The organism is Propioniciclava sp. (genome assembly GCF_047602245.1).
Lineage (GTDB): Bacteria > Actinomycetota > Actinomycetes > Propionibacteriales > Propionibacteriaceae > Propioniciclava.
In genome coordinates this window covers 2,588,769-2,602,174 of record NZ_JASGHT010000001.1, presented here as the reverse complement: position 1 = coordinate 2,602,174, position 13,406 = coordinate 2,588,769, and the positions used below count along the sequence as shown (strand labels likewise).

The following is a 13,406-nucleotide window of genomic DNA, read 5'->3' as shown; positions in this document are numbered from 1 at the left end:
TGTTAGCTCCCCACACGCCCGCACGACACTCGCGGTGATCACCACCGCTGTCCTGTTCTGCGTTTCACTTCTCAATCCGGCGGCGGCTTTGGCGGGCGCCGCCGAACCGACACTCAAGGCGGGCGTGGCGGCGTCCGCCGGTGGGATTACGGTGCTGGATTCGGGCGATCTCCGATTCGCCGCCTCCCTCACCAACGGCAGTTACGGCCTACGGCTACTCCGACTCAACAACGACGCAACCTCCGGAGAGTGGTTCAGCCCCGCCACCACCCTGATCTCCCTCCCCACCAGCGAGCCATTCCCCGGCAATGAAGAATCCACCGAATGGAACCGCATGGTTCCCGACCGCCGCGCCATCTGGCGGATCGAGTCCAAGCACAGCACATCCCCCACCAAGGCCAACCCGCTGAGCCTCGACCTCGACACCGGCTACATATCCTTCGATGAGGTCGCACCCGGCTCCACGGCGTTCACCATGAATAAGCTCACCACGACCTCCGGCGGCTACTTCACCACGTATCAGACATTCTCCGATGGCCAGGACGCCTATCCAGACACCTTCGTCGACGTCTGGTCCACCCAGCCCGGGCGCGAACAATCCGACACCAGAAACATCGGCGAAGGCTCCGGCGATGCACCCAGTTCCCCGTTCCCCGGAACCGGATTCGTATTCTCCGCCCCTGGCGTGTACTGCCTCGACCTCAGCACCGTGACCCAGAAAGCGGACGGCTCGGGCGACTACGCCGCGAACAGCGTCTTTACCTTCGCCGTAGGAACCGACCCCGCCACCGTCACCCCGTGCCCCCAACCAGGAACAGACCCAGACCCCATCGACCCCACTGATCCAACTGACCCCGGCACAACCACCACCATCCTCGACTCCGGCGACCTCCGACTCGCCGCCGCCCTCACCAAAGGTCAGATGTCGCAAGGCCTGCTCAACGTCGATGCGACTCGCCGTCGGGTGGCCTGGTCAGATCCCACCTCGACGATCATCTCCATCCCTAACCGGGACCAACACGCCTGGCCCATCGACGGATTCACCTCCGCGAGCCCGGAGGGCTTGGCGATCTCTCGCGCCGTCGGGAACACCGGCGACCATCTATACCGCACCCGTCCTAGTTCGACCGTTGGGCAGACATCAGAGGACGGGTACTACTCCAACTCTCTGAGCGTCGCTACAGATGCAGAGTTCATCAACGCCCCCGACCTCGCCGACGGGGCGGTGTCCTTCGGCATCGGAACGGTCACCGGTCCAGCACCTGATGCTTACTTCACGACCTTCCGAACGAGCGGCGCCGGTCTCGGTGTGACCGACGGAAACGCCTGGGATACCCGTCGTAATGGCTACCGGGGGACGATCAAGCGGCCAGCAGGCCCTGGCTACCTGAATTGGGGAAGCGCGGCGACCACTCGCGAGGGCTTCGCTTTCTCCACACCCGGCCGCTATTGCGTCACCGTGCGTAGCCGAGCAACCCTGAGCGGCCATGAGAATCCGTCCGAGGCCTTCGCCACCTACACCTTCGCGGTGGGAATCAACCCAGCACAGGTCACGCCGTGTGCGCAAACACCTGGAGGCGTGATCGAGCAGGATGCGCCGGAAGAGGGGCTTCTCGACGACGTCGCCTATATCAGCAAGGGACACGTTGATATCGGGCCCACGCTCGGTGAGGATGGTCGTCTCAGATTGAGTCTCTTCCACGACAGGGACGCCGGAATCACCGACGAGTACAGTACCGACGACGCCATCCTCGTGCTTGGGTCGGAATACGGTCGACAGGTGTCGACCGCCGAGGAGTCCTTCTTCGCTCCTGAGGGCAGCGACTACTGGTTGTTCCCGAGCGCTGGCACTTTGCAACATTCGCTGACGTGGCCCGGTTTGTCGACGCTGAAGCTCAAGCAGCCGTTCGAGCGAGGTGTCCAGTTCCGCCTTCTCGGTGTCCGCACACCCGAAGGCGGCCGGGTCGCCGTCTACGACGGCAGCGAAGCGGGTGCGATGTACTTCAGCACCGTGACGGGTCTTCCCGGCACCCGCGAAGTCACGCAGTCGCACATTCACCAGAACTGGGCGTTCACCCGACCGGGCCTCTACTGCCTGACCATGCAGACCTCCGTGCGCGGACTGACCGATCCGAACGCCGAGCACACCGCCATCGGGCAGTTGACCGTTGCTGTCGGCGACATCCCGCTCGCCGGCGTCGAGCCGTGCGGCCGCTCGGAGGAGCCGATCATCGGCGAGCGGCAGCCACTGGCCCTCGACTCGGTCTCCTCGGAGCGTTACATACCGGTCCGCGACGAGGTATTCGTCACGCCTTACCTCACCGAGACGGGTGCCGCAGAGGTTGTCGCGCGAACCCGTCAAGGGATCACGGACACGCCGGCACTCCGCGACATTGAGAGTGTCGTGTTCACCGCTCCCCGCTCGGCCGGTGGACTGTGGATGACCGAGAACGGACTCGTCTGGCAATGGGACGGTCAGTACGCCGAGCACGACACGGCCATCACGCTCGGTGATGTAGACGGGCCTGGGGCATTCCAGTCCAATGTGGTTGACAACCACCTTGACTCGTCAACGACATCCCGTCGCACCACGGTCTGGCGCGACCGCTATCACTATGGCGGCTACACCATGACTGCCCCAGGAACCTACTGCGTTCCCTGGACCTTCGAGATCCCCACGGATACCGGTACGGCGTCGGTGACCAAGACGCTCACCTACGTCGCCGGAAACATCGACCCCGCCACCGTCGAGTTGTGTGCGCAGGGCGGCCACGGCACCGACCCCGGCGGAGAGGAGCCAGGACCGGACGAACGCCGCTGGGAGACACCGAACGGGTCGCTCACCGATTCGGGGGCCACCATCATCAACAACGGGCACGTCGATGTCGCGTCGCTGCTGGAGGACGGCAAGCTCGTCACGCGGATCAAGGATGACACCACCGGTGCCACCGATCCGGTCTTCCGGCCCACGGATCAGACGGTGCTCCAGCTGACACCGTTCACCCAGACGACGATCACCTCACCGGTCCAGTCGTTCATCGGCGCGGTCGGCGACACGATCTGGCAGATCAACGAGTCGCCGCAGGACGGCTTGCTGTGGCCCGGCTGGTCCACCGAGAAGATCCCGCTCGACGCCACCACGGGCGGGGTGAACTGGCGGCTGACCAAGGCTCAAGGGCCCGGTGAGGTGGCGGTATACGCCAACGGGGCGGCTCAGGTGTACTTCAACACTCGCGACGGGATCACTGCCGCGGATCAGTTCGAGATCCCGAAGAACACCCATGCGCACGGCAACTGGGCGTTCACGGCCGAGGGCACCTACTGCCTGGCGTTCACCCGGTCGGCGACGCTGACCAGTGGTGAGACGGTCTCGGACGACTTCACGCTCGCGTTCGCCGTCGGCAACGTGGACGTGAAGAAGGTCGACCCGACCAAGTGCTTCACCGAGCCCACGGGCCAGCCGTCCGAGCCCGACACCACACCGGTCGCCCCGGACACCCTGAACGAGGGCAACACCGGGGGCGTCCAGGTGCTCGCGGGCGGCAAAGGGTTCACGCCCGGTCAGCTCGTCACCGCGCAGGTCGGCAAAGACCGCGCGGGCCAGTGGGTGTCCGCCTGGCTCGACGACACCTCCTGGCTGGGTTGGGTGCAGGTGGGCGGTTCGGGCGCGATCCAGGTCCGGCTGCCCGCGGACGCCGCCCCCGGCGGTCACCAGTTGGTCGTCAAACACCGTGACGGCGCCCTGATCGGCTGGGACGTCCTCAGCGTGATCAACCCGGTCGATCCCGGCGGCAAGGACCCCGACGAGAACAAACCGGGCGGCGAAACCCCGATCCCGGACGCCGTGTGGAACGTCCCCAACGGCACCGTCAACGCCAAGGGCGCCACCGTGCTCAACAACGGACACGTCGACATCGCCTCCCTCATTGAGGGCGACCGGCTGGTCACCCAGGTGAAGGACACCTCGGCGTCCAACGATCCGGTGTGGCGTCCGGTCGGCAAGAGCGTGCTGCAACTGTTGCCGAACGCGCGCGCCACCGTGCCGGCCGGTGATCAGTGGCGGTTCCTGGGGGCGTCCGGGGCTGGGTTCTACCAGGTCTCCCAGACCCAGCAGTCCGGCCTGCTCTGGCCGGGCTGGTCGACCGAGGCGATTACGCTGACCGCGACCACCGGTGGGGTGTCCTGGGCGCTGACCGACAAGTCAGGCCCCGGCGAGTTCGCGCTCTACCTGACCGACTCGGTCGGGCAGCCACAGGTGCTGTTCAACACCCGCGACGGCATCGGCGGCGCCGACCGGTTCACCATTCCGAAGAACACGCACGCGCACGGGTCGTGGGCGTTCTCCCAGCAGGGCAACTACTGCCTGTCGATGCAGCGCACCGCCCAGTTGGCTTCGGGCAAGACCGTCTCGGACCAGTTCGTGCTCGCCGTCGCGGTCGGCACCGCCGACGTGATGCAGATCGATCCCGCCCGCTGCGGCGAGACCGTCAACACCACGCCGGTCGACCTCACTCCCCCGCCGGCCGACCACGGCGGCGGCAATACGGACGCCGTCCCGGCAGTGCGGAACGTCGCCGCGAACCAGTGCGTGGCCCAGGCGACGATCCTGTCGTCGGGACACATCGACTACGCCACCCGCATTCTCGGCGGCAAGGTCGAATCCCTGATCGGCGACGACACCTCGGGCAAGAAGGTGTACCGGCAGCCGTCCGGCACCATCCTGTGGCTCAAGCCGTCCTCGCGCGTCAGCCTGCCCGCCGGCTACGGCGCGGTCGGCTCGGCCGGTGCACGGGTGTGGCAGGTGCCGCAGACCCAGAACCCGAACCTGATCTGGCTCGGCTGGAACACCGAAGCACTGAACGCGGGCAATACCCGCGGCCCGGTGCAGTGGCGGATCAACTCGGTCAACGGGCCGGGGTCGGTGAAGGTGTACCTGTCCGGGCCGTTCGGCGGCGTCCAGCAGATGGTGTTCAACAACGGCGGCAGCTACACGATCCCGCTCGGGGTGCACGCGCACGCCAACTGGGCGTTCTCCGCCGAGGGCATCTACCGGATCAGCATGACCCAGACCGCGACGCTCGCCAACGGCCAGACCTCCTCCGACACCGAAACCCTGACCATCGCGGTCGGGAACGTCGACCCGGCCACCGCGGCGGGCACCGGCACCGGGTGTGGTCCGATCTCGAACGCGATGCTGCTGTCGGACGACCCGGCCGGCACCTTCGAGGCCGCCCAGCAGGCGCTCGCCGAGGCCGCGGCGGCAGCGCGTGACCTGCTGCCGGGCCAGGGCACCCCGCTGCCGCTGCCGAATCCGGTGACCGCCCTCAACGAGGGCGATCCGGTGCCGCTGCTGCTCAGCATTCTGGGCGGGTTGCTGCTCGCCGGAGCCGCGGGCACGGGGACGCTGTGGTGGCGCGGCCGCCGGGGAGGGCTGTGATGAGCGGCGTCCGGGCCGGGGGAACCCGGCGCGCGGGGGTGTGCGGATGAGGCGACCCGTCGCCCTCGCCGCCGCCCTCGCCGCCGGCGTCCTGGCCGTGTCGGGGTGCGCGCCCAAACCGCTGCTGAGCGCGCACCCCGACCGGCTGCAGGTGGTCACCACCACCGGGCTGCTTCGCGACCTGGTGCGCCAGGTCGGCGGCGACCGGGTCGATGTCGTCTCGCTGGTCCCCGACGGCGCCGACCCGCACAGCTACGAGCCGACGCTGCGGGACGCCCGCAACGTCGTGTACGCCGACGTCGCCTTCTCCAACTACGCGCTGCTGGAGGAGCACGGCATCATCAAGACCCTGGACGCCAACCTGCGCCCGGACGCGGTGAACGTGTCGCTCGCCGAGGAGGCGGTGAAGTACGCCGCCGAGATCATTCCGCTGGTCGAGAACGTCAACCTGGACACGGTCTGGCTGGGGCTGCGCGCCCACGGTGACGGCGCCGAACGGTACGGGGCGACCCGTACCTCCGAGGTGCTGCTGTCGGCGATCGCCGCCACCGGACCCGGGCAGGTGTACGGCTACCTGACCGGCACCTTCGGCGACACCGACGTGTACTTCAACTCCTCCGACGGTTTCGATGCCGCCACCGGCTACCGCGACGACACCATGGCGCTGCCCGCCGACGCGCACACCCACCTGTCCTGGGCGTTCACCGCCCCGGGCGTCTACACCGTCACCCTGCAAGCCCGGGTGCAGGCGGACGCCACCGCGCGTCCGCAGCCCGTCGGCGAGGCCACCTTCACCTTCGCGGTCGGCGTCAATCCGGCCGATGTCGCGGGCCCGGACGCCGTGGTGCTGAACCAGGGACACGCCGATCTGACCGCGAACCTGGCCGACGGCGTCCTTGAGGTGCGCTACGACCCCGAAGGCGGCGGCGAGCACACCCAGGTCGCCTACGCCCCCGAGCAGGTGGTCATCGACGTGCCCGCCAAGGCGCTGGCCGAGATCCCCGCCGGGCAGCAGTTCACCTTTCTGGGACGCCCCGGCACGCAGATCTACCAACTGCCGCAGGCGGTGCTCGGCAAGCACGTGCACGGCGAGATCGACCCGCACCTGTGGCAGAACGTCCGCAACGGGATGGCGTATGTGAACCTGATCCGCGACACCCTGATCGGCGCCGACCCGGCCGGTGCCCGCGACTACGCCGCGCGGGCGTCCGCCTATCTCGACGAACTCGACGCCACCGACACCTACGTGCGCGACACCATCGCGCAGATTCCCGAACGCAACCGGCACCTGGTCACCACCCACGACGCGTTCGGCTATCTCGCGCACGCCTACCACGTCCACATCGCCGGATTCGTCACGCCCAACCCGGCCACCGAGCCGTCGATGGCCGACCGCCGCAAGCTCACCGAGACCATCCGCACCCTCAAGGTGCCGGCGGTGTTCCTGGAGCCGAACCTGGCCGCGCGGGCGTCCACGCTCACCGAGGTCGCCGGCGAGCAGGGCATCGCGGTGTGCGCGATCTACGGCGACACCTTCGACGCCACCGTGACCAGCTACGTGCAGATGATGCGGTTCAACGCCGACTCGCTGCGCTCCTGCCTGTCGGGCTGATCCCCATCCCTTCCCCTCTTCCTCCTGACACCGAACGACGTCACACCGAACCACCAGAAAGGCCGACCATGAGGATGTCCGCCCCCGCACGCCGACCGGCGTCGCGGCTGTCCCGGCTGCGCGCCGGAATCGCGCTCCTGACCCTGGCGCTGCTCGCCGGCCCGGCGGCGGTGGCATCCGCCCAGGGACCCGACGACGCGGCGCTCAAGCAGGCACTCTCCCCCGATATGCGGGTCGTCACCGGCGAACGCGTCCTCGATCGCGGGCACGTCGACATGGGGCCTAAGTTCGTCGACGGTGCCTGGAAGTTCCTGATCCACGACGATGTGGCCCGCGCCGACGCCGGCGCGACCAGTGTGTGGCGCTACCCCGATCAGACCGTGCTGCACGTGCTCGATCAGGGCAAGCTGACCGTGCCCGACGACCCGGCCTACGCCTTCCTGGGCGCGAAGCCCGGCGAGCCGGTGTGGGTGGTGCCGCAGACGCAGAACCCGGAGGTGGTCTGGCTGGGCTGGAACACCCAGGATCCCGAGGTGATGCGCACCATCAACCGCGGCATCACGCTGTCGCTGACCGGCGTCCAAGGCCCCGGCGTGGTCACCACCTACCTGCAATCGGGATCCTTCGGCGAGCCGCAGCTGCTATTCGACTCCCGCGTGCCCGGCGCGCAGCCGGCCTGGGTCGACGTGAACACCCACACGCACGCCAACTGGGTGTTCACCCAGCCCGGCGTCTACCTGCTGCGCCTCACCGCGGACGCCGACCTGATCGACGGCACCTCGGTCACCGACACCCAGCTGATCCGGGTCGCGGTCGGCACCGCCACCGCACCCGCGGACGCCCTCGCCGCCACCTGGACCGGGCCTGACGACGCGGGCGCCTCGCCCAGTGCGGCGCCCGGCAGTGGTCAGCCGGCGGCGGACGGGCAGCCCGCGGCGTCCGGCAGCAGCAGCCCGCTGGTGCCGATCCTGATCGGCGCGATCGTGGTCGTCGCCGCCGGCCTGGTCGCCGGCGTCGTGATCGTCGTCGTGCGCGGCAACCGTGCCAAGCGGCGCGTGCTCACCGAGCACCGCACCTCGCCGGCGGACGCCTCACCCGGCACGGCGTCCGGACAGCAGGTGCCCGTTCAGGAACCCGGCACGACGTCCGGCCAGCAGGTGACCCCCCAGGAACCCGGCCCTAGCGATCCGTCCGGCGAGGAGGCGCGATGACTCCGTCCCCCACCCACGCTCAGCAGGCACCCGCCGCGCAGGCTGTCTCCGCACCGGCCGTCCCCACACCGGCCGTCCCCACACCAGACAGCGAGCCCACCCTGGTCGTGGAGAATCTCGCCGTCGAACTCGGCGGACGCCTGGTGCTGCAGGACGCCGGCCTCACCGTCGCCCGCGGTGAACTGGTCGGCCTGCTCGGCCCCAACGGCGCCGGAAAGACCACCCTGCTGCGCACCGTCCTCGGCCTGCTGCGCCCGGCCGCCGGACGCGTGACGGTGGCCGGCCGCGTCGCCAAACCCGGCCGCACCGCGATCGGCTACGTGCCGCAGCGTCACGAGTTCGCCTGGGAATTCCCGGCCAGCGTCGCCGACGTGGTCGGCACCGGGCTCACCGGACGCCTCGGCCTGTTCCGCCGGATGCGCACCGAGCATTGGGAGGCGGTCGCCGAGGCCCTCGACCGGGTCCGGATGACCGAGTTCGCCACCCGTCCGGTCGGGCAGTTGTCGGGCGGGCAGCGGCAACGCGTCCTGGTGGCGCGCGCCCTGGTGCTGCGACCCAGCCTGCTGCTGCTGGACGAGCCGTTCACCGGCCTCGACCTGATCACCCAGGATCTGCTGTCGCAACTATTCGCCGGCCTGGCCCACGAGGGGCACGCCGTGCTGATGACCACCCACGACCTCGTCGGTGCCCTGGACGCCTGCGACCGGGTCGCGTTGCTGAACCGCACCGTGATCGCCGCCGGCACCCCTGCCGCATTGGCCGATGACCCGTCTGTCTGGATGGCCGCCTTCGGCGTAGGCCCCGACTCGGCCCTGCTCCGCGTCCTCAAGGCGGCCGCCTGATGAACCCGCTCGACTTCCTCGCCGACCTGCTCAACCCCGATCTCACCTTCCTGCCCAAGGCGCTCGCGGTCGCCGTGATGTCGTCGCTGGTGTGCGGCGTGGTCGGCTGCCATGTCGTGCTGCGCGGCATGGCCTTCATCGGGGACGCCGTGGCGCACGCCGTCTTCCCGGGATTGGCGGTCGCCTTCGTCCTGGCCGGCAACCTGGTCCTCGGCGGCACCATCGCCGGCGTGATCACCGCCGTCCTGGTCGCGGTGTTCTCCCAAAACCGGCGACTCAAGGAGGACTCCATCATCGGGATCTTCTTCGTCGCCGCCTTCGCGCTCGGCATCGTGGTGATCTCGCAGGCCCCCGGCTATGCCGGTTCGCTGCAGCAGTTCCTGTTCGGTTCGATCACCGGCATCCCCGACTCCGACCTGATCGTGGTCGGAGTCACCGGACTGGCCGTCCTGGCGGCGCTCTTCTGCCTGCACAAGGAGTTCGTCACCATCAGCCTGGACCGCGAATCGGCCCGGGCAATGGGGGTGCCGGTGTTCCGGCTCGACCTGGTGCTCTACGTGCTGGTCACCCTCGCCGTGGTGATCAGCGTGCAGACCATCGGGAACATTCTCGTCCTCGCGTTGCTGATCACCCCGGCGGCCACCGCGCGGATGCTCACCGACCGGCTCGGGGTGATGATGCTGCTCGCCCCCGCCTTCGGCGCGCTCGCGGCCGTGGTGGGCCTGTACGTGTCCTGGTCGTGGGATCTGCCGACCGGCGGCACCGTCGTGCTGGTGCTCACCGCCTTCTTCCTGGCGGCCTGGTTCCTCTCACCCCGCCAGGGCCTGCTCGCCCTCGCACGACGCCGCGCCCTCGCGGGCCACACCGTCGCAGACGGCACCATCGCGGACCGTACCGTCGCCCGCCACACCGTCGCGGACGACACCGCCACGCACGGCACCGCCGCGGCACCTCCGGCAGCGCCCCGTACGCTGTCCGGAGCCGCATCCGATCCCCTCCCCCTCGACAGTGGAGTTCATCCATGACCGCCCATCCCTCGCACCCGAGCCCTCGCCGGACGCTGCTCGCCGCCGCCACCGCACTGCTCGGCGTCCTCGGTTCGGGAGCCCTGATCGCCGCCGCCTTCAGCCCCGACCGCACCCCCGCGCCCCAGCCCCAGGGCAGTGCCTCGGTGACCCCGTCGGCACCTCGTCCGACCGCGGACGCCCCGGCCGTGGGGACCGACCCCGCAGCAGCACCGATCGCCGATCTCGCCGATCCCGCCTGGGTCGCCCGCATCGCGCAGGCGGGCAACATTCCCGAACGGGCGCTGGCCGCCTACGCCGGGGCGTCCTTCGCCGTCGCACGCACCCACCCCGGCTGCGGGCTCGGCTGGAACACCCTGGCCGGCATCGGCCACGTCGAGTCCGAACACGGCACGATCAACGGCTCGTCGCTAGGCCCCGACGGCGTCGCCTCGCCAGACATCGTCGGCGTCCCGCTCACCGGCCAGGGCACGGCGGCGATCCGTGACACCGACGGCGGGATCCTCGACGGGGATGCCACCTGGGACCGCGCCGTCGGGCCGATGCAGTTCATCCCGCAGACCTGGGCCCAGTTCGCGCGCGACGGCAACGGCGACGGCGTCACCGACGTGCAACAGATCGACGACGCCGCGCTCGCCGCGGCGGAGTACCTGTGCTCGTCCGGCACCGATCTCACCCAGCCCGCGAACTGGATCGCCGCGGTGCAGGCCTACAACCCGTCGGTGGAGTACAACAACCGCGTCGCCGACGCGGCCAACCACTACGCCACACTGCGGTGAGGACCATGAATGGTAGGCCCCGAGCTGATGTGTCAGAGTCATGACGTAGGCTTGTGTCTACACTCAGATCGTGGGTCAGGCGGCTTGTAGGTGCGTCCACCCCACGCTGGCATCGAAGAGATAGTTACTGGTACCGAGGGAAGGAGGGCTCATGAGTGTGACCACCGTTTTCGACGTTGCGACTGCGCTGATTGAGAAGTCAGGGCAGACCACGATCAGCACAGTAAAGCTCCAGAAACTCTGCTTCTACAGCTTTGGTTGGTACGCACACCTGACCGGAGAGCACCTCTTCCCGGAAGCCTTCTATGCGATGGAAAAGGGGCCGGTTGTCGGCGAACTCCTGAGTGCTCACGCAGGGCAACGTGAGGTTGGCCACGATGCACTGATGGCGCAGCTAGCCGAGCGTGATGGGTTTCAGGGCGATCTGGGAGCTTACGTTGAGCAGGTTCTTGACGCGATCTGGCGATATTACGGGAGCAAGGATCCCTGGACTCTTGTGGAACTGACCCATCAGGACGAGGTGTGGAAAGACTCCTGGTCGTCCAGGCCGGCCGGCTCGCGACGAGGCGACATGCCGCAACAGGACATCATTGATTTCTTCCTTGGCCAAACCTCTCCAAGAGAGATGGATCTCCCACTGAGCCTTATCTCGTTCGTCTCCCAGACGGACGTAGACAAGATTGAATCAGCTGGCTTCTCGAACAGTTTCGTGGCGGACGTGCGCCGGCTCAGGGCTGCGCAGTGACGGTTGCGGACGTACTTTCTTCTTCGGGGTACTCCTGCCGTCCACTCGACGAAGACCATTACCTGGATGATTTTGAGTGCGGTCATGGCGGCAGCTTGGCCGACTGGCTGCGGCTCAGGGCTCCCCGGTTTCACGCAGAGGACTTATGCAGGGTCTGGATTCTCTCGCCTGAAGATCGCAACGACAAGGTGCTGGGCTTCTATACCCTCTCAGGACACCTGGTAGAGATCGGTTCCATCGCCCGGCGCGAGAGGTACAACGATCGGGACAACGGCAGCATGATCGGTGCGATGGGCCGGGCGCCAGCACAGCTCTTGGGAAAGTTCGCTCTGGATACGACCTGCCAGGGCAAAGGGCTGAGCAAGCTCCTGATGGCCTGTTCATACGCAACCTACCTAGCCGGCGCGGAGCAGGCTGGCAGCAAGTACCTGGTCGTGGAGGCCCGGGGCGCCAGGGTCATCGAGTTCTACGAATCACTGGGCTTCGTGCGCTCCAGCCAGGTCCGCGACGGCCTGACTTCGTTGTACCGAACAACAACCGCCATCAGATGTGAGATGGCCGCGATCCTTGCCTGACGGATCACGGGACGAATCCCCTGCCAGCTTGATGAGAACGGTTCTCAACAAGTACTGTGGGGGACGTACCCAGACCGCCGCACCCGGCGGCCGATCCAAGGAGGCTACGCCCCATGTCCTACCCCGAAATGCTCGCCCGCTTCGAGACCGGCGCCGGATTCATCGCCGCCCTCGACCAGAGCGGCGGCAGCACGCCGAAGGCGCTGAAGGCCTACGGCATCGACGAGTCGCAGTACTCATCCGAGACCGAGATGTTCGACCTGATCCAGGCCGCGCGCGCCCGCATCATCACCAGCCCGGTGTTCACCAGCGAGCGGATCCTCGGTGCCATCCTGTTCGAGGCCACCCTCGACCGGCAGATCGACGGCCTGGGCGTGGCCGCCTACCTGTGGCAGCGCAAGGGCATCATCCCGCTGGTCAAGATCGACAAGGGCCTCGCCGACCAGGCCGACGGCGTCCAGCTGATGAAGGACATGCCCGGCCTCGACGACCTGCTCGCCCGCGCCCGCGAGCTCGGCGTGTTCGGCACCAAGGAGCGCTCGGTGATCGCCACCGCCAACCCCGCGGGCATCCAGCAGGTGGTCGCGCAGCAGTTCGAGATCGGACGCCGCGTGCTGGACGCCGGCCTGATGCCGATCCTCGAGCCCGAGGTGACGCTGACCGCCCCCGATCGCGCCGAGTCCGAAACCCTGCTCAAGGCCGCGATCCTGGAGCATCTGGCCGGCCTCGGTGAGGCCAAGGTGGCGCTCAAGCTCACCATCCCGGTCGTGGACGGCTTCTACACCGAGCTGATCGAGCACCCGAACGTGAGCCGGGTCGTCGCCCTGTCCGGCGGCTACAGCCGCGACGAGGCCAACGAGCACCTGGCCCGCAACCCCGGCCTGATCGCCAGCTTCAGCCGCGCCCTGCTGGACGGCCTGTCCGCCCAGCAGACCGACGAGGAGTTCGACGCCGCACTGGCGTCGGCCATCGAGTCGATCTACGCGGCGTCCGTGGCCTGATCCCCCCGATCAGGGTCCGCCGCCGCGAACAGCTCGGCGGCCACGGCGGCGGCGGACCCTACCCTTCACAGCGGCCCGAGACTCTCGACCACGCCAAGTCCTGCGCAAAGGAGCGCAGGTCAATGCAAAGACCGGGCGCGTCTACTCGCCCGGTCTTTGCATGGACGGGCGTCCGCGAC

Annotated in this window: 8 protein-coding genes and 1 pseudogene; all 9 read left to right on the top strand. The window is 68.3% G+C overall.

Annotated elements, in window-relative coordinates; all coding sequences use genetic code 11:
* Positions 1 to 34 precede the first annotated feature (34 nt).
* The 9 genes and pseudogenes from QM708_RS12330 to QM708_RS12290 all read left to right on the top strand — a co-directional run bounded on the left by QM708_RS12330 (position 35) and on the right by QM708_RS12290 (position 13,227).
* Positions 35 to 5,437: a TIGR03773 family transporter-associated surface protein gene (locus tag QM708_RS12330; RefSeq protein ID WP_415108872.1), complete on the top strand. Its 5,403-nt coding sequence runs from the start codon at positions 35 to 37 to the stop codon at positions 5,435 to 5,437.
* A gap of 46 nt (positions 5,438 to 5,483) precedes the next feature.
* Positions 5,484 to 7,049, top strand: coding sequence for an anchored repeat ABC transporter, substrate-binding protein (locus QM708_RS12325; RefSeq protein ID WP_415108869.1), 1,566 nt, complete (start codon positions 5,484 to 5,486; stop codon positions 7,047 to 7,049).
* Between the two features lie 68 nt (positions 7,050 to 7,117).
* Positions 7,118 to 8,260, top strand: coding sequence for a choice-of-anchor M domain-containing protein (locus QM708_RS12320; protein ID WP_415108866.1), 1,143 nt, complete (start codon positions 7,118 to 7,120; stop codon positions 8,258 to 8,260).
* Entirely contained in the window at positions 8,257 to 9,102 is an 846-nt protein-coding gene (locus QM708_RS12315; protein ID WP_415108863.1) for an anchored repeat-type ABC transporter ATP-binding subunit, read from the top strand. Before QM708_RS12320 ends, QM708_RS12315 begins: the two co-directional genes overlap by 4 nt.
* A pseudogene (locus QM708_RS12310) lies at positions 9,099 to 10,010 on the top strand (anchored repeat-type ABC transporter permease subunit); the annotation flags it as partial. The gene QM708_RS12315 and the pseudogene QM708_RS12310, both read left to right, overlap by 4 nt.
* A gap of 113 nt (positions 10,011 to 10,123) precedes the next feature.
* Entirely contained in the window at positions 10,124 to 10,906 is a 783-nt protein-coding gene (locus QM708_RS12305) for a lytic murein transglycosylase (RefSeq protein WP_415108860.1), read from the top strand.
* A 151-nt stretch (positions 10,907 to 11,057) separates the two neighbouring features.
* The gene (locus QM708_RS12300; protein ID WP_415108857.1) at positions 11,058 to 11,651 is read left to right on the top strand and encodes a Panacea domain-containing protein; all 594 of its coding nucleotides are present in this window, start codon (positions 11,058 to 11,060) and stop codon (positions 11,649 to 11,651) included.
* On the top strand, positions 11,648 to 12,226 hold the full coding sequence (locus QM708_RS12295) for a hypothetical protein (protein ID WP_415108855.1): 579 nt from the start codon (positions 11,648 to 11,650) through the stop codon (positions 12,224 to 12,226). Before QM708_RS12300 ends, QM708_RS12295 begins: the two co-directional genes overlap by 4 nt.
* A gap of 113 nt (positions 12,227 to 12,339) precedes the next feature.
* The gene (locus QM708_RS12290; RefSeq protein WP_415108852.1) at positions 12,340 to 13,227 is read left to right on the top strand and encodes a fructose bisphosphate aldolase; all 888 of its coding nucleotides are present in this window, start codon (positions 12,340 to 12,342) and stop codon (positions 13,225 to 13,227) included.
* Positions 13,228 to 13,406 lie beyond the last annotated feature (179 nt).